General features: G+C 64.3%; 25 protein-coding genes and 1 pseudogene. 22 read left to right on the top strand and 4 right to left on the bottom strand.

Going from position 1 to position 24,843, the window contains the following annotated elements; all coding sequences use genetic code 11:
• Positions 1-98 precede the first annotated feature (98 nt).
• Together C4901_RS03530 and arfB are read left to right on the top strand one after the other, a co-directional pair.
• Positions 99-1,077, top strand: a pseudogene (locus tag C4901_RS03530) (RNA-guided endonuclease InsQ/TnpB family protein); the annotation flags it as partial.
• A 5-nt stretch (positions 1,078-1,082) separates the two neighbouring features.
• Positions 1,083-1,673 (top strand): alternative ribosome rescue aminoacyl-tRNA hydrolase ArfB, encoded by a 591-nt coding sequence (arfB, locus tag C4901_RS03535; protein WP_205736161.1) that lies wholly within the window; start codon positions 1,083-1,085, stop codon positions 1,671-1,673.
• Here the strand turns inward: arfB and C4901_RS03540 are convergent.
• Positions 1,670-2,176: a GNAT family N-acetyltransferase gene (locus C4901_RS03540; RefSeq protein WP_110138503.1), complete on the bottom strand. Its 507-nt coding sequence runs from the start codon at positions 2,174-2,176 to the stop codon at positions 1,670-1,672. The genes arfB and C4901_RS03540 overlap by 4 nt on opposite strands.
• 408 nt (positions 2,177-2,584) lie before the next feature.
• Here C4901_RS03540 and C4901_RS03545 point away from each other — a divergent pair, with 408 nt between their 5' ends.
• From C4901_RS03545 to C4901_RS03590, 10 genes are all read left to right on the top strand, one after another.
• On the top strand, positions 2,585-3,238 hold the full coding sequence (locus C4901_RS03545) for a carbonic anhydrase (RefSeq protein ID WP_110136163.1): 654 nt from the start codon (positions 2,585-2,587) through the stop codon (positions 3,236-3,238).
• Positions 3,239-3,307: 69 nt separating this feature from the next.
• The gene (locus C4901_RS19105; RefSeq protein ID WP_110136164.1) at positions 3,308-3,547 is read left to right on the top strand and encodes an FmdB family zinc ribbon protein; all 240 of its coding nucleotides are present in this window, start codon (positions 3,308-3,310) and stop codon (positions 3,545-3,547) included.
• Positions 3,548-3,649: 102 nt separating this feature from the next.
• Positions 3,650-5,263, top strand: coding sequence for a sigma 54-interacting transcriptional regulator (locus C4901_RS03555; protein WP_205736162.1), 1,614 nt, complete (start codon positions 3,650-3,652; stop codon positions 5,261-5,263).
• 388 nt (positions 5,264-5,651) lie between these two features.
• Positions 5,652-6,281: a hypothetical protein gene (locus C4901_RS03560; RefSeq protein ID WP_110136165.1), complete on the top strand. Its 630-nt coding sequence runs from the start codon at positions 5,652-5,654 to the stop codon at positions 6,279-6,281.
• Complete coding sequence (locus C4901_RS03565; RefSeq protein WP_110136166.1) at positions 6,282-6,824, top strand: ATP/GTP-binding protein; 543 nt, start codon at positions 6,282-6,284, stop codon at positions 6,822-6,824.
• Complete coding sequence (locus tag C4901_RS03570; RefSeq protein WP_110136167.1) at positions 6,821-8,176, top strand: ATP-binding cassette domain-containing protein; 1,356 nt, start codon at positions 6,821-6,823, stop codon at positions 8,174-8,176. The genes C4901_RS03565 and C4901_RS03570 overlap by 4 nt, the downstream gene beginning before the upstream one ends.
• A 4-nt stretch (positions 8,177-8,180) precedes the next feature.
• Entirely contained in the window at positions 8,181-8,591 is a 411-nt protein-coding gene (locus C4901_RS03575) for a hypothetical protein (protein ID WP_065968819.1), read from the top strand.
• Positions 8,592-8,649: 58 nt separating this feature from the next.
• Positions 8,650-9,057, top strand: coding sequence for a roadblock/LC7 domain-containing protein (locus tag C4901_RS03580; protein ID WP_110136168.1), 408 nt, complete (start codon positions 8,650-8,652; stop codon positions 9,055-9,057).
• 124 nt (positions 9,058-9,181) lie between these two features.
• Positions 9,182-10,252 carry a malate dehydrogenase gene (locus tag C4901_RS03585; protein ID WP_110136169.1) on the top strand — a complete coding sequence of 357 codons (1,071 nt, stop codon included), beginning with the start codon at positions 9,182-9,184 and terminating at the stop codon, positions 10,250-10,252.
• Positions 10,237-10,491 carry a hypothetical protein gene (locus tag C4901_RS03590; RefSeq protein ID WP_110136170.1) on the top strand — a complete coding sequence of 85 codons (255 nt, stop codon included), beginning with the start codon at positions 10,237-10,239 and terminating at the stop codon, positions 10,489-10,491. The genes C4901_RS03585 and C4901_RS03590 overlap by 16 nt, the downstream gene beginning before the upstream one ends.
• 16 nt (positions 10,492-10,507) lie before the next feature.
• Here C4901_RS03590 and coaE read toward each other — a convergent pair whose 3' ends face one another.
• The 3 genes from coaE to pilB all read right to left on the bottom strand — a co-directional run bounded on the left by coaE (position 10,508) and on the right by pilB (position 13,952).
• On the bottom strand, positions 10,508-11,107 hold the full coding sequence (gene coaE / locus C4901_RS03595) for a dephospho-CoA kinase (protein WP_110136171.1): 600 nt from the start codon (positions 11,105-11,107) through the stop codon (positions 10,508-10,510).
• Positions 11,100-11,999, bottom strand: a complete 900-nt coding sequence (locus C4901_RS03600; protein ID WP_205736163.1) for an A24 family peptidase — start codon at positions 11,997-11,999, stop codon at positions 11,100-11,102. The genes coaE and C4901_RS03600 overlap by 8 nt, the downstream gene beginning before the upstream one ends.
• A gap of 243 nt (positions 12,000-12,242) precedes the next feature.
• On the bottom strand, positions 12,243-13,952 hold the full coding sequence (gene pilB / locus C4901_RS03605; RefSeq protein ID WP_205736164.1) for a type IV-A pilus assembly ATPase PilB: 1,710 nt from the start codon (positions 13,950-13,952) through the stop codon (positions 12,243-12,245).
• A gap of 179 nt (positions 13,953-14,131) precedes the next feature.
• On the opposite strand from pilB, the gene C4901_RS03610 reads away from it, so the two are divergent.
• From C4901_RS03610 to C4901_RS03655, 10 genes are all read left to right on the top strand, one after another.
• A complete protein-coding gene (locus tag C4901_RS03610; protein WP_110136173.1) occupies positions 14,132-14,551 on the top strand; it encodes a rubrerythrin family protein in 420 nt (139 codons plus the stop codon).
• A gap of 73 nt (positions 14,552-14,624) precedes the next feature.
• Entirely contained in the window at positions 14,625-15,974 is a 1,350-nt protein-coding gene (locus C4901_RS03615; protein ID WP_110136174.1) for a heterodisulfide reductase-related iron-sulfur binding cluster, read from the top strand.
• Positions 15,975-16,007: 33 nt separating this feature from the next.
• The gene (locus C4901_RS03620) at positions 16,008-16,304 is read left to right on the top strand and encodes an encapsulin-associated ferritin-like protein (RefSeq protein ID WP_110136175.1); all 297 of its coding nucleotides are present in this window, start codon (positions 16,008-16,010) and stop codon (positions 16,302-16,304) included.
• Between the two features lie 22 nt (positions 16,305-16,326).
• Positions 16,327-16,908, top strand: a complete 582-nt coding sequence (locus C4901_RS03625; RefSeq protein ID WP_110136176.1) for a DUF3501 family protein — start codon at positions 16,327-16,329, stop codon at positions 16,906-16,908.
• Positions 16,908-18,800 (top strand): DNA topoisomerase IV subunit B, encoded by a 1,893-nt coding sequence (parE, locus tag C4901_RS03630; RefSeq protein ID WP_304529291.1) that lies wholly within the window; start codon positions 16,908-16,910, stop codon positions 18,798-18,800. The genes C4901_RS03625 and parE overlap by 1 nt, the downstream gene beginning before the upstream one ends.
• Positions 18,800-21,007: a DNA topoisomerase IV subunit A gene (gene parC / locus C4901_RS03635; protein ID WP_110136178.1), complete on the top strand. Its 2,208-nt coding sequence runs from the start codon at positions 18,800-18,802 to the stop codon at positions 21,005-21,007. Before parE ends, parC begins: the two co-directional genes overlap by 1 nt.
• Positions 21,004-21,801 carry a tRNA pseudouridine(38-40) synthase TruA gene (truA, locus tag C4901_RS03640; protein ID WP_110136179.1) on the top strand — a complete coding sequence of 266 codons (798 nt, stop codon included), beginning with the start codon at positions 21,004-21,006 and terminating at the stop codon, positions 21,799-21,801. Before parC ends, truA begins: the two co-directional genes overlap by 4 nt.
• A 470-nt stretch (positions 21,802-22,271) precedes the next feature.
• Positions 22,272-23,774, top strand: a complete 1,503-nt coding sequence (locus tag C4901_RS03645; protein ID WP_110136180.1) for an ISNCY family transposase — start codon at positions 22,272-22,274, stop codon at positions 23,772-23,774.
• 242 nt (positions 23,775-24,016) lie between these two features.
• The gene (locus C4901_RS03650; RefSeq protein ID WP_205736165.1) at positions 24,017-24,376 is read left to right on the top strand and encodes a metalloregulator ArsR/SmtB family transcription factor; all 360 of its coding nucleotides are present in this window, start codon (positions 24,017-24,019) and stop codon (positions 24,374-24,376) included.
• Between the two features lie 50 nt (positions 24,377-24,426).
• Positions 24,427-24,822 (top strand): glyoxalase/bleomycin resistance/dioxygenase family protein, encoded by a 396-nt coding sequence (locus tag C4901_RS03655; RefSeq protein WP_205736166.1) that lies wholly within the window; start codon positions 24,427-24,429, stop codon positions 24,820-24,822.
• The last annotated feature ends 21 nt before the right edge of the window (positions 24,823-24,843 follow it).

The following is a 24,843-nucleotide window of genomic DNA, read 5'->3' on the forward strand; positions in this document are numbered from 1 at the left end:
AGGCGAGTACGACCTCCGCAGGGCTGGGTGGGCGGCAGGCCGGTAGGAACACCGTCATGGCGAGCAGTATAAACAAAATATCAGAAACGACGAACCACAGCCGCATGCGCATCCCCAACCTTGGGTGGGTGCGGATGCGGGAGTCGTTGCGCTTTACGGGCAAGCTCCTGTCGGCCACGGTCTCCCGTGTGGCCGACCGCTGGTTTGTTAGTCTCACCGCAGACACCGAAGATTCACCCAAGCGCCGCACTGAAAACCAAGGTGCGACGGGAGTGGATCTGGGGGTGTCGGCATTGGCAACGTTCTCGACGGGAGAGAAGGTCGTCGGTCCCAAACCGCACAAGGCGTTGCTCAAGCGCCTAAAGCGCCTAAAGCGCCTATCCCGCAGCCTGTCGCGCAAACACAAAGCCGCCAAGGGGAAACTGGGGTTGGTGGCCAACGCGCCCATTCCGAAAGGCGTGCGGTTGCCGGTATCGGAGAATACGAAAAAGGCCAGGGCTGAACTGTCCCGGTTCCACGCCCGCATCGCCAACATCCGGGCGGATGCCCTGCACAAGCTCACGTCAGAGGTTACCAGGCGGTTTCCTACCATCGGCATCGAGGACTTGAATGGGCGCGGCATGATGGCGAACCGCCCTCTGGCCCGTTCCATGGCCGACATGGGCTTCTTCGAGTTCCGGCGACAACTGGCATACAAGGCCGAGCGTCGAGGTGGACTGGTCGCGTGGTGGCCGACCGCTGGTTTCCGAGCCGCAAGACCGGCTCGGACTGCGGATCGGTGCAAAAAGACATGCCGTTGTCCCTACGGCAATGGATGTGCCCGGACTGTGGTGCAAGCCACGACCGGGACCTGAATGCGGCAAGAAACCTTGCCACATACGCGGCGAGTTCCGCCGTGTCAGCCTGTGGACCGGCCATGCGGCCGGCAATGCCGGCCATGCGGCCGGCAATGCCGGCCATGCGGCCGGCAATGGAGGAAGGCGCTGGCTCCGGTCGCAAGACCGGAGTGAACCGGCCTCGCTGAAGCAGGAAATCAGCACTCAACCGGTTGAGATACGTCTGAACAGGCTTGGATAGGTCTGATGGAACGGCGCACCCCGCAGACCGATCGGGCGACGATCGCGGGGCGGCGAGGTCTCGGGCCCAATCGTTCTTCGTCTGCGGCCGATCCGATCCCCGGGACGGCTCACTACCGCCGTGCGCGGCCGTCCTTGTTGAAGGGGTGGGCCGTGGCGCGTATCGTGGCGGACATGATTGCCATCACCCCCCATATCTCGCTTTCCGAGAATGACATCGAGGAGCGATTCATTCGTTCGCCGGGGCCCGGCGGGCAGAATGTGAACAAGGTCGCTACCGCCGTGCAATTGCGTTTTCATGTCGCAGGCTGCACGGCGCTGCCGCCCGATGCGCGGGAGCGCCTGCGGCGTCTTGCGCGCGGACGTATCACGCATGAGGGATACCTTGTGATTCGCGCGCACACCTTCCGGACCCGCGAGCGCAACCGCCGCGAGGCCCGCGAGCGCCTGGTCCACTGGATAAGCCGGGCCCTCGAGGTCCCGGAGCGGCGGATCGCGACCCGCCCGAGCCTGGCGTCGCGTCGTCGCCGCCTCGAGGGCAAGCACGCCCGGGGCGTGGTGAAGGAGCGTCGCCGCCCGGTCTCCCCCGTCGACTAGCGCGGGACGTCGGTGCGGTCCTGGTCGCCGGGTCGTTTCAGATTCCGATCGAAGTGGAAGCCGACGATGCGGTAACCGCGGCCCATATAGAAGCGGTGCGCCCCCTCGTTGGTCACGTAGGCGTCGAGGACGGCCTTCTCGCAGCCCTGCCGCCGTGCGTAATCCTCGATCCAGGCAATGAGCGCCTGCCCGATACCCCGGTGGCGCCATGATTCCTCGACGATCACGTTGTCGATGTCGACATAGCGTCCGCACCAAAAGCGCGTCCCGAACCACAGGCCGGCGATGGCGATGCAGCGCTCGCCAAAGAACGCCCCGGCGCAGCGATAACCCTCCTTGCGCATGGCCTGCAATCGCATGGCAAGCGTGGCCGGCGGCACATCCGGGTTCAGTATCTGGATCAGCGGCAGGATTGTCGCGAGTTCACTCTCGGCCAGGAGTCGGATGGGCGGCCTCGCCTCCGGTCGCCTTGGCCCGGCGTCGCTTGCTTCCCGATCACTCATCGATACGAACCTCTGGTGTGCGCTCATACGGCCTGGGTGTTGGCGCCAGATCCCTGTATTTCGTGCCTCGCGATTGTACCGGCCCTGATCGCCGGCGACCATCGGGCGAGATCGGAGCGCCCCGAGATCGTGAATGTCTCGGTGCGGAGCGGAACACCCCGCCCGTGCGACGGCGCTCTTCCCTCTGAGAACCGCCGCTTCTCAACCGAATTGGCCATTGTCATCCGCCTATAACCGCCACGCCTTCGGGAATGGGGTAGCGCCGCTTCTCACGAGGCGCCGCCAGGGCCTGCATTTTCCAGGGCCCCGGCCCGGCATGGTCCTTGCCCTAAGGTCTCGGTACCCGGCGGTCCGGGTTTTTTGAGGGGCTCGACATCTTATCCTTCCCAACACAAGGAGTATCATGACATGACAACATTGAACGAGGAATTGACGGCGCGCGTCGCCGCCTATGGCACATGGGCCAAGCGGCGCCGCTATGGGGCTGACGGCCCCAACAATCGCCGGCTGTGGGTGCTGGCGTGCATGGATGAGCGCCTCCCCGTCGACGAGGCACTCGGCATCCATGTCGACACGCCCGCCGGCGGCGGCGATGCCCACTGCTTCCGCAATGCCGGCGGGATCGTGACCGACGACGCCATCCGCTCGGCCATGCTGACCTGCCAGTTCTTCGGGACCCGCGAGATCGTGATCGTTCAGCATACGCAGTGCGGGATGCTGTCGGCCAACGCGCGCGACCTCGAGAAGACCCTGCGCGAACGGGGCGTGGACCCCGATGCGTTGACCCTCGACCCGACCTTGCCGGAGCTCACCTTGGCGAAGGGCGCGTTCGCCAAATGGATCGGCATGATGGATGACGTGGACGACACGTGCCTCAAGACCATCGATGCCTTCCGCGCGCACCCGCTGATCCCCAAAGACGTGACGATCAGCGGTTGGATCTGGGAGGTCGAGACCCGGCGCCTGCGTGCCCCGCGTCGCGACAAGAGCGGACGCGAGGGGACCGATGTGACCCCCGCGGACTTCGGGCTGAAAGGTCGCCAACCCCCGCGCTGGGCCTAGGCCCTGCAGGGGCGCCCTGGCGGCGCCCCTGCTCCCTCTTCGATTTTCTCAGGGATTTCTGGAGCGGCCATGGCACCCACCTATGATTATCGCTGCCTGCGATGCGACAACCCTCTCACGATCTGTCATCGGATCAGCGCGCCCCGGCCGTGCTGCCCGCATTGTCAAGGCCCGTTACGACCGGTGGTATCGGCGGCGCCCGCCATACAGGGCCGCATGGCCCATGGTCGCGAGGACGCGGCACGTCTGCTCGAGTCATCCCGTTCGGGGCCCTGCCCGGCGTGCGGCACGTCCTGCCGGCACCGCTAGGCGCGCTTTCGATCCCGGTTTGATCGCCCTATACTGGGCCATCGTCCGGCACCCGGCCTAGCCTTGCGCCGCGCGCGGGGCTGATGCCCGAGGATCCAAGCCATGACGAACAAGGACCCGCTCGCGGACTTGAGTCCGCTGTCGTTTCTGCAGATGTTCGTAACGCAAAGCGTCAAGCTCTCCGGTCTGGCCTCCGGCGCCCCACGCCACGACGCCATCGAATATCTCGGGCTTACGGCCAGCAGCTGTCTCGAACTCTACGCGCGCCAGCAGATGAATCTGCCCGAAAGGATCGATCGCGAACACTATGAGCGGCTCATCGTGTACATCAAAAACGCGATCGGCGGCGAGTTCGAGGCCGTGTCGGGCGCCGAGGGGGAGGGGGTCGTGCACGTCGTGAACCACCGCTGTCCGTTCGGTGCGCGCGTACGGGATGCCCCGGAGTTGTGCCGCACCACGGCCTCGGTCTTCGGCGGCATCGCCGCGCGCAATTTCGGCTATGCGAAGGTCGAGCTGAAGCGGCGCATCGCTTTACGCGACGATCATTGCGAGGTCTGCATCTATACCGATCGCGAAGCGGCCAAGGGGCAGGCGGGCGACGAGTATGTGAGCGAAGGCGGGACGGTCGTTTCGCGGCAGGCCCTGGCGGATATCAGTGTGCGTGTTGCCGATAAGATGGCGCGCGCCCTGTGCCCTTCCGGACGCGGGCCTGGCGCGCAGTACCGGCCGGTGATCGTGGCCGAATCCCGCGCCATGCGCGAGATCCTGAGGACCGTGGAGCAGGTGGCGCCGACGCGCGCCGGCGTCCTCATAAGCGGGGAGACCGGGGTCGGCAAGGAGATCATAGCCCGCGCCATCCATGCCTTGAGCTCGCGCAGCGCCGGTCCGTTTCTGGCTGTCAACTGCGGCGCCGTTCCTGCCAATCTCATAGAGACGACGCTGTTTGGCCATGAAAAGGGGGCCTTTACGGGGGCCCACAGCCTTCATCGTGGCCTGTTCGAGCGTGCCGATCGCGGGACGTTGTTCTTGGACGAGATCGACAGCCTGCCGTTGTTCTCACAGGCCAATCTGCTGCGTGTCTTACAGGAAGGCGAGTTCGAGCGGGTCGGTGGCGAGCAGGTGCGCCATGTCGACGTGCGCGTGGTGGCGGCCGCCAATCGACCGCTCGAATCGCTGGTCGCCGCCGGCCAATTCCGTGGAGATCTTTATTACCGTTTGAACGTCGTACCGGTCTGCATCCCGCCGCTTAGGGAGCGCCCGGAGGATGTGGCCGGTCTCGTTCATCACCTGCTCGCGACGCTGGCACAACGTCATGGCGGCCCGGCAAAGTCCTTGAGTGATCGCGCCTGGGGACAGGTGATGGGCCATGGGTGGCCCGGCAACGTCCGCGAACTCGAAAACGTTCTGGAGCGGGTGTTTTTGTTCACCCCCGGCCGCGTGATCGACGATGTCGATCTGCGTGACGGGAGCGGTATCGCCGTCTTTCACGCGCAGGCGCCAGGTGCCGGCGGAACGCTGCATGCGGCCAGACGCCGGGCGACCCAGACCGTCGAGACCCGCGTGCTTCAGGATGCGCTCGAGCGCCACCATGGCAATGTGACGGCCATGGCGCGCGAGATGGGGATCACGCGCCGCGCGATCCATCAGAAGCTGAAGCGCTATGCCCTGCCGGCGGCGGCCTATCGGGGCGACGGGCGCACGACCCGTCGCCGATAACCGCCCGATCCCACCTCCGCCCTGTCGCGAATCGTTCGCGCAGTGTCGATTATCCGACAGAGAGTCGCATCGTTCTCGACCACCAGGACCTGGGTCGGCCTCATCCCGTCGCGTCACGACCCGCGCCGCAAGGCCCAGTTGCGACCCCGAGGCATGGCCGCCGGCCTTGGGCGGCATGCGGCCCTGCACCAAAGCCGGATATGCGTGCGCTGAAAGGCTCAGGGGCGGGGCGTATTACGCGCGCCCGCGCCCCGGGCAGGGCGCGGGGAGGCCCATGGCGGGCCCGGAGCCGGTGGCATGTTCCTTGCTGTGACGTATCCGAAGAGATGAGGCGGTCGTGACCCGGGAGCGGCAATGGTCGCGGGGCGCGAGGTCTATCGGGGGGGCTATGGATCCGGTACATGGTGCCGACGCGGGTGGCGACGCGCGTCGCGAGACGTCGCATTTCCATCCCGAGGACTACGTCCTCCACCATATCCAGCGCGCGGTCGCCAACCGGCAGACGATCGAGGTCGCGCTCGACGGGGACGGTGCCCTCACGGTGTTCGGGGGCGAAGGGACATTCACCGCCGACATTTATGATATGGCGACGTTTTGTACGCTCCCGGCCTCGTATTTTCGGGTCGAGGTGGTGTCCGTAGACGACCGGGACGGCGGTCGCCACGATGTCGCGGAGTTGTTATGGCAGGCCGCCTATCATGCCTCGCAAGGCCGGCTCGTGAGGGGCTGTTACCATTACGATGTCGTGGAGTTCGTGCGCTGGCCGAACGTCACGCGCCTGCCGGGCGCCGAGCCGGCCATCCGGCTGGCGGCGCTCTTGAGCCGCCATCCGACTTCCATTCTTCTCGCAAGCCGCGTGCTCGCCATCGATGCGCCGGACATCTATCGGCTGTATTCGGCGGCACACTGCGCGGGTCTCACGCGCCTCCTGAATCGTGAACCGGAGGCCCCGGTGCTGCGTCCCCATGCTAGGCGCGGTGTTTTCGGGCTGATTCTGCAGCGGCTGGCGGGGCGCTAGATGGCGGACGCTGAACACAAGATCATGTTCGCCGGGCCGGTCGGCGCCGGGAAGACCACCGCCATAGGCGCCATCAGCGACATTCCGGTGGTGGCTACCGAGGCGCGCGCCACCGATGCCGTGGCGATGCGCAAGGACCGCACCACGGTAGCCATGGATTACGGCCTCATCATGCTGGACGGGGGGCGCAAACTGCACCTCTACGGGACCCCCGGTCAGGAGCGGTTTCGTTTCATGTGGGACATCCTGGCCACGGGGAGCCTGGGCCTTGTCCTGCTCATGGATAATGCGCGCCCCGACCCCCTTGCGGACCTGCGCTTTTATCTGGACGCCTTCAAGGGTGTGATCACCGGGACGGCGGTGGTCGTCGGTGTCACGCGCACGGACATGCAGCCGCGGCCTTCCATTGCCGCCTATCAGGCGTGGGCCTTGGCGCACGGCCTGCGCATCCCGATCCTCACGGTGGATGCGCGATCACGCGAGGACATTGCGACGCTTCTCAAGGTTCTGCTCGCGATGCTTGATCCGAGCTTGCGGCGATGATCGCGGCATCCGGCAACGCCGACCCGCATGACCAGGCCCTCGACTTGCGAGGCTACGGGGTCGCGTTTGGTGAGCGCGTGGTCTTAAGTTCCGTGGATATGGTATTGCCGAAAACGGGCGCGACCGCGCTTTTGGGTCCCGCCGGCACCGGTAAGTCGACGCTTCAAAGGACGCTTGCGGGATTCAACGATGCCAACCCCTCCCTGCGTATCTGGGGTGAGGCGCGTCTTGCGGGCGTGGCGGTGGGCGCGGCGGGAAGGCCGGCCCTGGTATCCCAGAGCGTGCGCATGATCACCGCCAGCGTGCTCGACAACCTCGTGCACGGCTTGGCGTCGCGCGCGCGGATGACCCGCGAGGAGCAGTGCGCGTGGGCCCGGGAGGGTCTTTACCAGTCGGGGCTTGCGGAACTCGCGGACCGCTTGCACGAGCCGGCCGCCGGTCTGCCGCTGGTCTTGCAGCGGATGCTGGCGGTGCTGCGGGTACTGAACAGTGACCCGCGCGTGCTTTTTGCAGATGAACCGACCACCGGCCTCGACTGGGATGACGCGGTGCGTCTATTGGCCTTTCTCAAGGAGGAGGCGCGGCGACGCGCGGTGCTCGTGGCCCTCCACAATCAGCGCCATGCGCGCTTTCTGGCGGATCGGGTGGTGTTATTGGCCGGAGGTATCGTCCAGGAGGCCGGCGCCACGCAGGCCTTTTTTGCCACGCCGCTGACCGACGCCGGGCAGGCCTATGTGCGAACCGGGACGTGCGCCATGCCCGCGCCCGGCACGTCGCCGGACGACCTGGACCCGGCGGCCCCCTCGCCGGCCGCGATACCGCAGGCGCGCCAGGGCCAAGCCGGGCCCGGCCGCGGCCCGCGTGGTTTCCTGTGGTTGTACAAGGATCGGCTCGCGGGCACGCCTCAGCCCGGGGTGTTTTTCGACATTGACCACGACCTGCGCGCCTTGCGTCGCGTCGGTGTCACGGTGCTTGTGTCATTGACCGAGACACCGATCGAGGCCGCGGTGTTGGATGCCCATGAGCTGCGCGCGCTGTGGTTCCCGATACCGGATAGGGAGCCCCCCACGGTGGGCCAGGCCTGCGAGATCTGCCGGGCGCTCGATCGGCTCCTGGCCTGCGGCGATGTCATCGCCGTGCACTGCCGGGCCGGCCTTGGCAGAACCGGGACCGTGCTCGCCGCCTATCTCATATGGAAGGGCGCAAGCGCCCTCGATGCCGTGGAGGGCGCGCGGCGTATCGAGGCGCGCTGGATCCAGTCGGAGTCGCAGGCGCGATTCCTTGAGGAGTTTGCGGTGTCGGTCACCCGCCGCTCGGCTTCGATTCCCGATCATTCCCCACAGGAGAGGTAGCGATATGTCCGATCTCGAAGGCCACCTTCAGAAGGCCATTGTGTCGATCCCGGAGTGCGTGGCAGCGGGCTACGTGGATTTGAGCACCGGCATGCTGCTGGGTATCCGGACCGTGGATTCGCATCCTCAGGAGGTCCTGGAGCTGCTCTCGGCGGCCACGTCGGATCTATTTCAGGGGACCAACGTGGTGACCATAGAAAATCTCTTCAAAAAGGCCCGCGGCCTCCCGGCTGACGGCGGCTATCATTATTTCCAGGAGATGATCATTACGAGCGATAACCTCCTGCATCTCTTTCTTAGGGGCAAGACGCATACCGATCATGTGGTCGTTTTCGTGTGCCGTCGTTCCGCCAATCTGGGGATGGCGATCATGAAGGCGCGTACGGCGCTGCCGGATATCGAGTCGGTCGTGTAAGGACGCCACCACGCACCGGCGTAGAACCCCTGTCCAATCGATCACCAAGGAGGCTGTCATGTGGGCGCAAGTGGTGCAGGAGTCCCCGTTAAATCGGGCAAGTCAGCTGAGATCTGCGCTGCGGGGCCTAAACGCCCTGTCCGCCGATATCGAGGCATCGGCCGTCATATCCGGCGACGGGCTCATGCTCGCGTCGATGCTCGATCCGCATATCGACACCGACCGTTATGCCGCCATGTGTGCCTCGCTTCTGGCGCTCGCCGAGCGGGCCGCGCAGGAGGTACACCGCGGGCGACTGAAGCGCGTCATGATCGAGGGCGAACATGGCACGATGCTGCTCGTTCAGGCCGGTGACGATGGTGTCCTTGCGGTGGCGGCGCGGCAAACCGTCAATCTTGGCATGGTGTTTCTCGAGGCCACCAAGGTCGCGGCGCGCATTCGCGGGCTGCTCGATCAGTCTCCTTAAGAAGGCGATCGCACCCGACCGAGCAGCGGCGGACGCCTGCCGATACCCATGCGGGGGCGTATCATAAAGCCGGTGGGGGCGGTGACGGCGCGCCCTGATGAGGCGGGGACAACGGGACGGCGACATGGATATCGCGATCATAGGCGCAAACGGCTCCATAGGGCGGCAGATTGCCGTACGCATCATCATGGAGAGGCTCCTTGGCCCCACGGACCGGTTGCAGTTCGTGGGCCGAAGTGATGGGCGCAGCGCCGTGGCGCTTTACGGCTTTCGCCAAGACCTGAAAGACGCCTTTTCCGAAAACTGTCCGCTGCTCGATGTGGCCCTGGAGCCGGAGGACGTGGTGGCCGACATCGTCATCATGGCGGCCGGCGAGACCATCCACTCCGATCAGGACCGGACGGCGGCGATGCCGAGCCGTGACGACCTGGCGATCGCCAATCGCGCGCTCGCCATCCGATATGCCGACGCCCTGTGCCGTTATGGCCACGGACATGAGATCGTGGTCGTGGTCACGAATCCGGTGGAGCTTCTCGTGGACATCTTCTCGGCGCGCTATGACCGTAAGCGGGTCATCGGCATAGGGGCCTATCAGGACAGCCTGCGTTTTCGGCGCGAGGTGGCGCGGTCCATCAATGTCTCCCGGCAGGCGGTGCGCGCCATGGCGATAGGCGAGCACGGCGACGGCCTGGTGCCCTTGTGGAGCAGTGTCATCGTTCAGGGGTTTTCCGATAGTGAGACGCGCCGGGCGATTCATGCCGTGCGTGGCGGTCGTGTCAGCACGGACTATCCCGATTCGGTCGATGCGGCACGCACGCAGATCATCCAGATCGCCCGGGAGGGCCGCATACGCGAGGCCTTTGCCCTCTTCGATACCCTGGCCCCGGATGTCCGGGTCGTGATCGGGCCCTTCCTGACGCTTTTTTCCGGGGCCAAGACCGACGTCGCCACCGCGAACGCGACGGTCGATCTCGTCTGCACCATTGTCGGTGGCCGCGACAGTGTGGTCGCCGCGCAGGTGCAGTTGCGTGGCGAGTTCGAGGGTGTGCACACCTCCATCGGCGTGCCAATCATCGTCAATACCAAGGGCTGGGAATCGGCCTATCCGCTCGCCATGACGGATGGCGAGCGCCAGCTGTTTTTGTCGGCAGCGGCGCGCGTGCAGGAGAAGATCAAGACATGGACGAGGATTTGAACGACGGTGTTGAGCGTCACGAGCTGCGCCTGCGCGTAGTCAACCAGCCCGGGACGCTGCATGTCATTTCGGCGATTTTCTCGACGCGCGGCCTGTCTATCGATGCGATTCAGATCCCCCCGGCCGCCCCCGACTCGGGGACCATGGACATTACCCTCCGCTTCCAGGCTGAACCCGCGCGCCGGACCGCGATCGTGCGCATGCTCTCGCGACTGGAGTGTGTGATTGCCATCGCCTGACGGGTTCCGGGACGGCTCAGGGCGTCGCCTGTGTCCGATAGCGCGCGTGGAGGGTACGCACACCCTCCGCCAAGGCCCGCAGCGATCCGGTGTTTTCGAGGATATCGTCGGCGAGCGCGCGCCGTACGGCGGGTGATGCCTGGATGGCCAGCAGCCGCTCTATGCTGATCGCATCGAGCCCCCGCTCCTGCAGCCTGCGCCGCTGGTCCGGGGGTTCGGCGTCGATGACCAGGACGCGGTCGATCCAAGGGGGGCGCCCGGTCTCGGCAAGCAGCGGGATCACGAGCACGGCATAGGGCCGCGCGCCCTCGGATCGGTGCCTCATGAGTTCCTGGATGGGGGGATGCAGGATGGCCTCCAGGGTCTTGCGTGCGCGGGGGTCGGAGAACACGCGCTCACGCAGTCGCGGGCGCACGATGCGTCCCTCGCTGTCGGCGATATGGTCGTCATCAAAGGCCGTGCGTACGGCGGCATTGCAGGCTTGCCCCGGTTCCAGGAGTTCATGGGCGATCTGGTCGGCATCTACGACCACGGCGCCGCATTCGGCGAAGACCTGCGCGGCGGCCGACTTGCCGGCGCCCGCGCCGCCGGTCAGGGCGACACGATAGCTAGCCATGGGCGCTGCGCAGATACAGGGTGGTGAGCGGCCAGCCATAGAAGAGGGCAAGCCAGATGGCGGCGCACAGAAACGGACCGAAGGGCATGGGGGTCGCGCGTGTCTGGCGGCCGCTTGCGATCAGCGCCCCCCCGTAGAGGGCACCGGTCAGGGAGGCGAACAGCAGCACGAGCGGCAGCATCGGCCAGCCAAGCCACGCCCCGCCGAGGGCAAACAGCTTGAAGTCGCCGCGGCCCATGCCTTCCTTGCCGGTGATCAGACGGAACACATGAAAGACCAGCCAGAGAAACACATAGGCACCGGCGGCGCCCATGACCGCCGAGTCGAGCGATGCATAAAGGCCGGCGCGATTGACGAGCAGCCCGAGCCAGAGGAACGGCAGGGTGATGGTGTCGGGCAGGATCTGCTCGCGCATGTCGATGAAGGTCAACGCGATGAGCGCGGCGGTGAGCGCAAAGGCGAACCCGCCGCGTGGTGTCATCCCAAAGTGCGCGACCGAGGCGATGGCGGCCAGCGTCGTCAGCGCCTCTATCAGGATGTATTGGCGCGGGATGGGGGCCCGGCAATGGCGGCAGCGCCCACGCAGCAGCAGGTACCCAAAGAGCGGGATGTTGTCCCGGATCTTGAGGGGCGCGCGACACTGCGGACAGTGGGACGCGGGCCAGGCGATATTGAAGGTCTCGGCGATATCGGTCGCCGGCAGCGCCAGGGCCTCGCGACAGTCGCGTTCCCACTCGCGTTTCAGCATGATCGGCAGGCGATAGACGAGCATGCTGAGAAAGCTTCCGATGACAGCGCCCGTGATGGCCACGAACAGATAGCCTGCGACGGGGTCGGAGGCGAACGGGGTGCCATTCATGGGCGTCGCACCGCCCGTGATCGGGACGCGCATGCGGCGCGCAACATTTTAACCGCCGGACCGGCGTGTGGAGACACCGCACTTCCTGTATTGCTGTAAGGCCGCATGGGCTAGTCTCCGTGAAGCGGGAATCGCGGTCGCGAGGCTAGAAGTCCCCTGATCTTCAGGGGGAGGATGTCCATGAATCGTTACCGCGCATGACCTGGATGTACGCGCGCGGGCGATCCCCTGTGTCCGGTGGGCCATGCCGGGGTCATGAGCGGCCGTCGTGTGTTGTCATTCATTGGTCACGCGCTCCACTTCCTCGAGGCTCGTGATGCCTTCACGCACCTTTTTCAGGCCCGATTGACGCAGGTCCGAGACCCCGTCCTTTTGCGCCTGCTCGGCGATGTCGTTGGCGTTGCCGCCGTTCATGATGATCTGCCCGATCGCCGGACTTACCGGCATGACCTGATAGATGCCGACGCGGCCCTTGTAGCCGCCGTTGCATTGATCGCAGCCCCCCGGGCCGAAGATCTTCAGGTCGGGGATGTCTTCCGCGCGAAAGCCCGCGCGGCGCAGGACCGCTTCCGGGAGTTCCAGGGGCTTGCGACAGTGCACGCACAGTCGCCGCGCCAGGCGCTGGGCGATGATGAGATTGACCGCCGAGGCGATATTGAAGGGGGGCACGCCCATGTTTACGAGCCGCCCCAGGGTCTGGGGCGCGTCGTTGGTATGCAAAGTCGAGATCACCATATGTCCGGTCTGCGCGGCCTTGATCGCGATCTCCGCGGTCTCGAGATCACGGATCTCGCCGACCATGATGATGTCGGGGTCCTGGCGCAGAAAGGCGCGCAGCGCGGTGGCGAAGGTCAGTTTGGCGCGTTCGTTGATGTTGACCTGGTTGATGCCGGCAAGATTGATCTCGACCGGGTCTTCGGCGGTCGAAATGTTGCGATCCGGGGTGTTCAGGATGTTGAGCGCGGTATACAGGGTCACGGTCTTGCCGCTGCCGGTCGGTCCGGTGACGAGGACCATGCCATAGGGCCGCTCGATCGCCTCCAGGTAGATGGCCTTCTGATCGGACTCGAACCCGAGTTTGTCGACACCAAGCGAGGCCGATGCCGGATCGAGCAGACGCATCACGACCTTTTCGCCAAACAGAGTCGGCAGGGTGCTGACCCGGAAATCGATCGCGCGCGTCTTGGATACGCGGATCTTCATGCGCCCGTCCTGGGGAATGCGCCGCTCGGAGATGTCGAGCCGCGCCAGGATCTTGACGCGCGCGGCGATACGCGCCGCGAGCGCGATCGGCGGGGCGGCAACCTCCTGCAAGACGCCGTCGGTCCGGAATCGCACCCGGTAAGTCCGCTCGTAGGGCTCTATGTGGATGTCCGAGGCCCCGCGGTTGATGGCGTCGAGCAGGATCTTGTTGACGAAGCGGACGATGGGCTTGTCATTGATGTCGCTTTCGGCGGCGGCATCGGCGGGTTCGGCGCTGTCTCCGGTCGTGTCGATGCCTTCCAGGGATTCGCTCACCGCCATGTCGGCCAGTGAATCGCCGGTGTCGCTGAGATTGCGGTCTATGAGCTGCCCGAGCTTGCCCTCTTCGACGAGCAGGGGTTCCGGGAGCAGCCCTGTGTTGAACTTGATCTCGTCTAAGGCCGTCAGATTGGTGGGGTCGGCCACGGCCACGAACAGGCGATTTCCGCGCTTGAAGATCGGCAGTACGCGGTGGCGCCTTATGAGTTTGGCGTCGACGAGCTTGATCGGAAAGGTCTCGCTGTCGAAGGCGCTGATGTCAAGCAGCGGGATGCCAAACTCCTCGGAGGCGACCTTGGCGATGGTCAGGGCGTCGAGCTTCTTGCTCTCGACGAGCCGTGTCACGAAGGAGACCTTGTTAGTCAGTGATTCGGCATTCAGGCGTTCGGCCTCGGCCGGTGTCAACAGGCGGTCGCGCACGAGGCGCGCCGCAAGCCCTGTCAATAACACGCCGTCATTTGCCATCGGATGGACTGTCGCCATGGATACAGATTCGACCTTGCCCGATATCATATCGAGATGGTTATCATAGTAGTCAACTTGGCGTACTTAGCCAGTCCTGATCATCGGACCGGCCGACCCTTGACCGGGCGCCTGGCGTAATTTAGACTAATTCTAAATCCACACCCACACGGAGCACGACGATGAACCTGAAAGGTACCAAAACCCACGATAATCTCAAGGCCGCGTTCGCCGGCGAGTCGCAGGCCAACCGCCGCTATCTCTATTTCGCCGCCAAGGCCGACGTGGAGGGCTACAATGACGTATCGGCGGTGTTTCGTTCCACCGCGGAAGGGGAAACCGGCCATGCCCACGGCCATCTCGAGTACATGGAGGCGGTCGGCGATCCGGCCACTGATCTGCCGATCGGCAGCACCGCGAACAACCTGAAGGCGGCCATTGCCGGCGAGACCCACGAGTACACGGACATGTATCCGGGTATGGCCAAGACCGCGCGCAGCGAGGGATTCGACGAGATCGCCGACTGGTTCGAGACGCTCGCCAAGGCTGAGCGCTCGCACGCCAACCGGTTCCAAAAGGCGCTCGACGGCCTCGGTAAATAGGTCCTTAAAATACGCCATACGCGAAGCGGGCCGGCACTGTCGGCCCGTCTTCTTTCCGGGAGGGGAGGGGGAGATGGAAAAAGAAACGGACAAGGCCGTGGTCAATCGTGAGGGGAATCTTGAGGCCCCGACGCGCCATCCCATTGCCTGGCGCGATGCGCTCTTTACCGACCCCGCCGCCCTCGATGCCGAATTGACCCGGGTTTTTGATATCTGTCATGGGTGCCGCCGGTGCTTCAACCTGTGTCAGGCGTTCCCCACGCTCTTTGATCTCATAGACAACTCCGCGGACATGGAGATCAAGGGCGTCGACCATGCCGATTACGCGAAGGTCGTGGATCAGTGCTATCTGTGCGACATGTGCTATATGACGAAATGCCCGTATGTGCCGCCGCATCCCTGGAACGTGGATTTTCCGCACCTCATGCTGCGCGCCAAGGCCGCGAAGTTCCGCGCCGGCAAGACGCGCCTGCGCGATCGTGTCCTGACCAGCACCGATGCGGTCGGGAGGCTCGCGGGCATCCCGGTCGTCACGCAGGTGGTCAACGCCGCCAACCGCAACGGTGTATCGCGCGCCCTTTTGCAGTCCGCGCTCGGCGTGGACGCGCGCGCGCGGCTGCCGGCCTATCACAGCCGCACCTTCCATAAGAGCTGGCAATCCGCGCCCCTGACCCCCGAACCGACCCCCGAGACCCGGGGGCGGGTGATCGTGTTCGCGACATGCTTTGGCAACTATAACGAACCTGACCTTGCCCGCGATCTCGCGCGCGTGCTGGAGCATAACGGCATCGCTGTGCGCCTCTATGCCTCCGAGCGCTGTTGCGGCATGCCGAAGCTCGAGGTGGGCGACCTCGATGGCGTCGCCGCCTTGAAGGAGGCCAATGTCCCGGGGCTTGCCGCACTGGTTGACGAGGGCTACGATATCGTTGCTCCCGTACCGTCGTGCGTGCTCATGTTCAAACAGGAGCTCCCGCTCCTCTTTCCCGACGACGAGGCGGTGGCCAAGGTCCAAAAGGCCATGTTCGATCCCTTCGAGTACCTGCTCCTGCGCCACAAGGCCGGACGCATGAGGACGGATTTTCCCAACCCGCTCGGCAAGATCGCCTATCATGTCCCGTGCCATCAGCGCGTGCAGAACATCGGTCTGAAGACCCGCGATCTCCTGATGATGGTGCCGGGGACCACGATCGAGGTGATAGAACGTTGTTCGGGGCATGACGGGACCTATGGCGTGAAGACGGAATTCTACGACGATGCGGTCAAGATCGGGCGCCCGGTGGTGACGCGCATCCGCGCGGCCGACGCGGATCACTTCATGAGTGATTGCCCGATCGCCGGCCACCACCTCGCGCAGGGTCTGGGCGCGCAGGCCGCGCCGGTCTCGCGTTACGCGCTGCTGCGCCGCGCTTACGGCATCGATTGACGAATATCCACCTGAAGCAAGGAGGGCAAAGGCATGGCACACGAAGACTTGCACGAGACGGCATCGGAGCTCACGGAAGCGACCCGTGAGATGCACAGGGCGATCGTTTCGCTCATGGAGGAATTGGAGGCCGTCGACTGGTATCAGCAGCGGGTGGACGCCTGTCGGGATGCCGAGCTGCGAGGGGTCCTTGCCCACAACCGCGACGAGGAGAAGGAGCATGCGGCCATGGCGCTCGAGTGGATCCGGCGCCATGATCCGGTATTCGATCGCGAGTTGCGCAAGTACCTCTTCAAGGACGGCAGCATTGTCGCCAAGGAGCATGGCTAAACCGGCTGAACATGAGGGCTTTATGCAGACATTGACACGCAAAGACCTGATGTCTCTTGAGAAATACGCCGAGGAGCGCCCGGCGTTCCGGGCGCGCGTCATGGCCCACAAGCGCGACCGGCAGGTGGCCATAGGGGCGCACGCCACCTTGTATTTCGAAGACCGTCTCACGATCCAGTATCAGATCCAGGAGATGCTGCGCATCGAGAAGATCTTCGAGGCCGGCGAGATCGAGGAGGAGCTGAAGGCCTATAACCCGCTCATCCCAGACGGCGCCAACTGGAAGGCGACCTTCATGCTCGAATATGAGGATGTGGTCGAGCGGCGCACGGCGCTTGCGCGGTTGTCGGGCGTGGCGACGCGGGTCTATGTCCGGGTCGCCGATCAGCCGCGGGTGTATGCGGTGGCCGACGAGGACATGGGGCGCGAGAACGACGACAAGACCTCATCCGTGCATTTTCTGCGCTTCGATCTGACGCCCGGGCTTGTCGCCACCGCGCGCGGCGGGGCGGCGATCGTCTGCGGCATGGATCACCCCGCCTATCAGGGCGAGACCGTCCTTACGGAGGCACAGCGCGTAGCGCTGCTCGCGGACCTCGCCTGATGGCGCGCTATGATGCATCCGACATCGAGGTCCTGACGGGCCTTGAGCCGGTCCGGCGCCGTCCGGGTATGTATACGCAGACGGATCGGCCCCACCATCTCGCACAGGAGGTCATCGACAACGCCGTCGACGAGGCCATAAGTGGGCATGCGCACAGGATCGTGGTCACCTTGCATAAGGACGACTCGCTTACGGTGGAGGACGACGGGCGCGGGATGCCGGTCGACGTCCACCCGGAGGAGGGGGTGAGCGGCGTGGAGGTGATCCTCACGCGCCTGCACGCCGGCGGCAAGTTCTCGGGAAAGAACTACACGTATTCCGGGGGGCTGCACGGCGTCGGGGTGTCGGTGGTCAATGCCCTTTCCGAGCGTCTCGAGGTCGCGGTCAAGCGTGCCGGTAAGCTTTATCGCATGACGTTCGCGCACGGTGACAAGGTCGACGAGTTGACGGTGGCGGGGCCGGTCGCGCGCAAGGAGACCGGCACCACGATCCGTTTCTGGCCGGAGGCCCGGTATTTCGATAGCGCCAAATTTCTGCCCGCGCGCTTAAAGCATCTGCTGAAGGCCAAGGCGGTGTTGTGTCCGGGCCTGCGCGTGACATTCCGTTCGGAGCAGGACCCCGGCGATGACGCCGAGTGGTATTACGAGGAAGGGCTTGGCCAATATCTGATGGAGGCCCTTGATGACCGTCCGGCGATGCCCGCCGCGCCTTTCATTGGCGCGACGGCCGGCGGCGGCGAGCAGGTGGAGTGGGCGGTGGTGTGGCAGGGCGAGGACGGCCCGACACCGATCCGCGAAAGCTATGTGAACCTCATCCCCACCTCGCAGGAAGGCACCCATGTGAATGGTTTCCGGGTCGGGCTCACCGACGCGTTGCGGGAGTTCTGCGAGTTTCGCAACCTTCTACCGCGCGGCCTCAGGCTAGCCGGCGAGGATGTGTGGGAGAGGATCGCATTCGTCTTGTCCGCGAAATTGAAGGAGCCGCAGTTTTCCGGTCAGACCAAGGAGCGACTCACCTCGCGCGAGGCGGCATCATTCGTGGCGGGGGTGGTGAAGGACGGTTTTGCGCTGTGGTTGAACGCGCATGTCGCCGAGGGCACGGAGATCGCGAGAATCGCCATCGAGTGCGCCCAGGCCCGCGAGCGGCGCGCCAAGCGGGTCGAGCGCAAGAAGGCGGTCAACGGGCCGGCGTTGCCGGGAAAGCTCGCGGATTGCACGAGCCAGGATCTGGCGCGCACCGAACTCTTTCTGGTCGAGGGGGATTCCGCGGGGGGGTCCGCGAAGCAGGCACGCGACCGCACCTTTCAGGCCATCATGCCCCTGCGCGGCAAGATCCTGAATACCTGGGAGGTGGATTCGGGAGAGATCCTCGCCTCCCAGGAGGTCCATGACATCGCCGTCGCCCTGGGCGTCGATCCCGGCGTCGATTCCCTTGAGGGGCTGCGTTACGGAAAGGTGTGTATCCTGGCCGATGCCGATTCCGACGGCGCGCATATCGCCACCTTGCTGTGCGCGCTGTTCGTGCGCCACTTCCGTCCCCTGGTCGCCGCCGGGCGGGTGCATGTGGCCATGCCGCCGCTCTACCGGATCGACGCCGGCAAGGATGTCTACTATGCCCTGGACGACAATGAAAAACAGGGAATCCTCGACAAGATCGCCGCCGGCCGCACGCGCGTGAAGCCCAATGTGCAGCGGTTCAAGGGGCTGGGCGAGATGAACCCGGTACAATTGCGCGAGACCACTATGAACCCCGACACACGCCGACTTGTGCGGCTGTTGCTTGCCGATGGCGATGGTACCGACACCTCGTTTGACATGCTGCTTGGCAAGAAGCGCGCGGCCGACCGCAGACGGTGGCTTGAGACGAGCGGCGACAAGGCGGAGGTGGCGTAATGGAGCAGACCGAACTCCTGAGCGAGCACATGCCGGTCGTGGCGTTCACCGAGAAGGCCTACCTCGATTATTCGATGTACGTCATCCTGGATCGTGCCCTGCCTCATATCGGCGATGGCTTGAAGCCTGTGCAGCGGCGCATCATCTATGCGATGTCCGAGCTCGCGCTCGCTGCCGGCGCCAAGTTCAAGAAGTCGGCGCGTACCGTCGGCGATTGCCTGGGCAAGTTCCATCCCCACGGCGATACCGCCTGCTATGAGGCCATGGTGCTCATGGCCCAGCCATTCAGTTACCGCTACCCGCTCGTGGATGGCCAGGGCAACTGGGGGTCGCCGGACGACCCCAAGTCGTTTGCGGCGATGCGCTACACGGAGGCGCGCCTGTCGCGGTTCGCCGAGATGCTGTTAGCCGAGCTCGGTCAGGGTACCGTCGACTGGGTGCCGAATTTCGATGGCACGCTGGAGGAACCGCGCGTCCTGCCCGCGCGCCTGCCGCATGTCCTGCTAAACGGCGCAGCCGGCATCGCCGTCGGCATGGCCACCGATATTCCGCCGCACAACGCGCGCGAGATTGCCGCGGCCTGCGTGCGGCTTCTGGAGGATCCCAAGGCGTCCGTCGAGGCGCTTTGCGAGCATGTATTGGGGCCTGATTATCCGACCGGCGCCGAGATCGTGACGCCACGCGAAGACATCGTCGCCTTCTATCGGAGCGGGAGCGGCTCTGTGCGCGCCCGTGCCACCTGGGAGCAGGAGGACGGCGCCATTGTCATCACCGCCCTGCCCTACCAGGCGTCGGGATCACGGATACTGGAACAGATCGCCGAGCAGATGCGCAACAAGAAGCTGCCGATGGTGGAGGATTTGCGCGATGAATCCGACCACGAGAATCCGACGCGGCTCGTCATCGTTCCACGCTCGAATCGCGTGGATATCGAGGCGCTCATGGGTCACCTGTTTGCGACCACGGATCTTGAGAAGAGTTATCGCGTCAATCTGAACCTCATAGGGTCGGACGGACGGCCGCGCGTCTATGGTCTGCGTGAGCTGCTCTCGGAGTGGCTCGCATTCCGTGTGGACACGGTCCGCAAGAGGCTGGTCTTCCGTCTCGACAAGATCAACGACCGCCTGCACATTCTCGAGGGGCTGCTCACGATCTTTGATTACCTCGAGGAGGTCATACGCCTCATTCGCAGCGAGGACGAGCCCCGTGAGGCGCTCATGGCACGGTTCTCCCTGAGCGAGCGCCAGGCTGACGCGGTTCTCGAGATGCGCCTGCGTCAGCTCGCGAGACTCGAGGAGATCAAGCTCAAGGAGGAACATGACAGGCTGTCTCAGGAGCGCGCCGGCCTGGAGCGCCTGCTCGGCTCCGGGGCGCGATTGAAGCGCTTTGTGAAAGACGAGATCGTGCGCGACGCCAAGGACTACGGTGACGAACGCCGTTCGCCGCTGCGCGAGCGGCCGGTGGCGCGTGCGATCGCGGCGGGTGATCTCGCCGCCGAACCCGTGACCGTGGTGCTCTCGGCCAATGGCTGGGTGCGCCAGGCGCGCGGCCACGAGGTGGATGGCGCGGCGCTGTCGTATCGTACCGGTGACGGCTTCCGTCAGGCGGCGCGTGGCCGGAGCACGCAGCCGGCGATCTTTCTCGACAGCGCCGGACGCAGCTACGCGGTGCTCGCGCACAAGCTGCCATCCGCACGGGGCTTTGGGGAGCCGCTGTCGAAGACCCTGGAGCCGGGGGCCGGGGTGACGTTCCAGGGCGTGTTGATGGGCGAGGACACAGACGAGGCGCTGTTGGTGGCCGACAGCGGGCAGGGCTTCAAGGTCGCTCTCGCCGATCTCCAGACACGCGCCAAGGCCGGCAAGGCGGTCGTGCGGCTCGAGGCCGGGGCGTCGCTTCTAAGGCCCGTGCTGGTGACGCAAGGGGGCTTCATCGCTTGCGCCACGGCCACGCGCCTCCTTATTCTTTCCGAGACGGATCTGCCGCTCATGCCCAAGGGCCGCGGGGTGAAGCTCCTCGATGCCCAGGGCGAGAAGCTCGTTGCGGTGGCGGCGGGCGAGGCCGGCCAGACCCTGGTGCTGGTTGGTGCGCGCAAATCGGTGTCTTTGTCGGCGGCCGATCGGAGGCGCTTCCAGGGGGCGCGCGGCACGCGCGGCAAGGTATTGCCCGAGGCCGTGCGCGGCCTGATCGATCTGACCGTCGGCTCGTGACCCGCTGGGCGCTCGGCGTCGAATACAACGGCGCCCGGTTCTGTGGCTGGCAAAGCCAAGTCGGTGTGCCGACCGTGCAAGATGCCCTCGAGCGGGCGCTCGCGGAGGTGGCGTGCGAGTCGATACGGGTGATTGCGGCCGGGAGGACCGATACCGGGGTACATGCGCTCGGACAGGTAGTGCATTTCGATAGCGATGCCGAGCGCCGTCCCGAGGCCTTCGTGCGCGGCACCAATGCCCATCTGGGCTGTGACGTGGCGGTGCTATGGGCGCGCGTGGTGCCGGATGACTTTCATGCACGGTTCTCAGCGCGCGGACGCCGTTACCGTTATGTATGGTTGAATCGGCGGGCGCGCCCGGCCTTATTTCGCGATCAGATGAGCTTCGAATATCGGTTGCTCGATGTAGCGCGCATGGAAGCCGCCGCCGCCGCGCTCATCGGTCGCCACGATTTCAGCGCGTTTCGGGCCGCGCAATGCCAGGCCAAAACTCCCGTGCGTACGGTTCATTCCCTGACCATCGAGCGCCATGGGCCGCTTATCGTCATGAGGGTTCACGCCGACGCCTTTCTCCACCATATGGTCCGTAACATCGCCGGGGTGCTGGCGGCGATCGGTGCGGGCGAGCGCCCGGTCGCGTGGGCGGCTCAAGTGCTGGCCGCTTGCGAGCGTGCCGCGGGCGGCATTACCGCCCCCCCCCACGGCCTCTATCTCGAGGCGGTCGAGTATCCCGAGCCCTATGATATCCCCGTGTTCCGGGGCGCGGTTGGCGCTGGGTTGCCGCTTTGTTGTTAAGCCGCCTTGGCAGCGGTTCGGCACCGGTCGGCCTGTTGTCCGGGCCCGGAGGGAGCGGCGCGACTGATGAGAACACCGGGATCGCCTATAGAGCCGCGTGACACCCTCAACCCGCGTGTCGGGTTCCGCGATCGATATATAGTGTCTGACCGAAATTAAATAACAATATATATATCAATATGTTACAATACATTCCAGTGAGTGAAGTCGGTAATGCGAATTCACTAGGCTTTGGGTGTGGATTTTGTATCACATAGTGTCTGACCGAAATTAAATAACAATATATATATCAATATGTTACAATACATTCCAGTGAGTGAAGTCGGTAATGCGAATTCACTAGGCTTTGGGTGTGGATTTTGTATCACGTTGATTATTAAGGGTACTTTTCTTAAACGAGCACGGGGAAAATGAGCCTTTCCTCCCCAAGCGGCCGATTTCTCGACACACTTCAATGCCAGGATAGACCCATGCGGAATGTCATAAACACACAAGCGAGTCTGGGAGAGTGGCCGATTGGAGACATCGTGCTGGATCTGAAATCGCGGGATGATATCCCGAAGCTGCTCGTGGGACTGCAGTACATCTATAAGACCCCGGGGCTCCGAGATGAGGTATTTGCGATACTGCAAGATATCATTCCCCGTCATGTCGACGGGAAAAAGGCGAGCCACACTCTGGGGCGACCGGGCATGGAACAGTGGAAGATCCTGGTATTGGGTGTCGTCCGTCTGGGACTCGATGCCGACTACGACCGACTCCAGGAACTGGCCAATCAGCACAACACGCTACGGCAGATGTTGGGGCACGCCGACTGGTACGATAAACACACCTACGAACTGCAGACACTGAAGGATAACCTGCGCCTCTTCACGCCGGAACTCCTCGGGCGGATCAACGACGCCGTGGTGCGCGCCGGCCATACCCTGGGTAAAAAAAGTCCAGAAGACGTCCTCACAGGGCGCTGTGACTCTTTTGTTGTCGAAACGGACGTGCATTTTCCCACCGATATCAACCTGCTGTACGACGCGATTCGCAAAACCATCGGATGCTGCGCGCAGATCAGCAACACACATGCCCTGAAAGGGTGGCGTCAAAGCGCATTCAACCTGCGTCACTTCAAAAAGTCGTACCGCACCATACAGAAGCTCAAGCACTCCACGTCGAAAGACGAAAGTCTGCGCGCAGCGAAGCAACAAGAGATTCGCTGCGCCCACAAGAGCTACCTGGAAGAGGCCTTGGGTTATCTGCAGCGTGCCCATCAGACGCGGGTCGAGGTTCTCGCCATGCCGGGCGTATCCCTGTGTGACGTGGCGCAGATCGCATCACTGGACGGCTATAGGGCGCATGCCGAACGTCAGATCGACCCGATTCGGCGGCGGGTGCTGGCCGGCGAAAAGATTCCCCATAACGAGAAGGTCTTCTCGATCTTCGAGCCGCACACGGAATGGATCAGCAAAGGCAAAGCCGGCGTTCCGGTCGAGCTGGGCGTGCGGGTCTGCGTTCTCGAAGACCAGCATCGTTTCATTCTCCATCATCAGGTTATGGCAAAACAGACAGACGACCAGAGTGCCGTCAGCATGGTCGACTGCGCCCAAGCGCGCTTTCCGACGCTGCGGAGTGTCAGCTTTGATAAAGGCTTCCACAGTCCGGCGAATCGTCAGGCGTTGGAAGCGCGATTGGACCTGGTGGCCTTGCCCAAAAAAGGCCGGCACTCGGTCGCCGATCGCGAGCGCGAAACGGCCCCGGCATTTGTCCGGGCCCGGCACCAGCATTCCGCGGTCGAATCGGCCATCAACGGCTTAGAGCATTGTGGGCTGGATAGGTGCCCGGATCACGGCATGGCGGGATTCCAGCGCTACGTGGCGTTAGCGGTACTGGCGCGCAATATCCATCGCCTAGGGGTCGTGGTTCGCGAGCGAAGCGCCCGCAAGAAAACGCCAATACCGGAACCGCAACGCAGAGCAGCCTGACGCCATAGGCAAGAGCTAAAGCGAAGATACGGGGTACGCTCGCTCTCTGATCAGGGGAATGACATGATTCCATTATCCCCATTCCGTTTCTGTGGAAGAATGGGAGGCCGTCAGCGCTATTCGGTAACGATCAGGCTTCTCTCATCGGCGAGGGGTCACCCGTTTTTAAAAAAAACGGGTATTTTCGGTCAGACACTATATATGCTTGCGCATATATATCGAATCTGGAATATAATGGGCGCGTGACGACCGAGGACGACTTTTTTTCGATATTGAGCCACGCCACCCGGCGGCGCCTCCTCATGCTCCTCGAGGCCTTCGGGGAGCTTTGCGTGTGTAATCTTACCGCGGCCTTGGGTCTGCCGCAGGCGGTTGTCTCGCGCCACCTCGCGGTGATGCGCGCCGCTGAACTCGTAGCAGCGCGCAAGCGCGGTACCTGGGTGTACTACCGGCGGCACCCAGACCTTGCGCCGTGGGTGGCGGCGGTCATCGTCGCCCTGCGCAAGGCCCCGGGCGGCGACGTGTTCGGCCTGGACGCACGGCGCTTGCAGGCGCTGCGGCAGTTCGCCCCAGCCTGTTGCGATGCCGACAATCGACAATAAGGCGCAAAACATGACCCGAATGCCTGACGGTAGCCGACCTCCCAGCGAGCGTGGCGCTCTATGCCGGGCTCTTTGCCGGTCCGCCAACGGTGTTGAAGCCCGACTATGCGAAACGGCGGCTGGGCGACCCGCGGGTCCACTTCGCGATCTCCACCCACAGTGCGGCGCCCGGTCTCCATCATCGCGGGATTCAGGTCGAGGCCGACGAGGGGTCGGCGGTGCTGGAGGGGCGCTTGGGACGGTGGGGGGCGCCGGTCGTGGCCGGCGGGGTGGGCGAGTGTTGCTACGCGCAATCCGACAAGGTTTGGGTCTTCGATCCCCAGGGTATCCCGTGGGAGGCGTTGCGCACGATGGGCGAGGCGCAGGTGTTCGCCGGTGCCTATGCGAGCCGGTCCTGTTGTGTCCCTACCGTGGTCGCCCTGCCGGGGTCCCGCGGGAGCACCTAAGAAAAATCGTGGGCGATTGCG

The organism is Acidiferrobacter sp. SPIII_3, from assembly GCF_003184265.1.
Taxonomy (GTDB): Bacteria; Pseudomonadota; Gammaproteobacteria; order Acidiferrobacterales; family Acidiferrobacteraceae; genus Acidiferrobacter.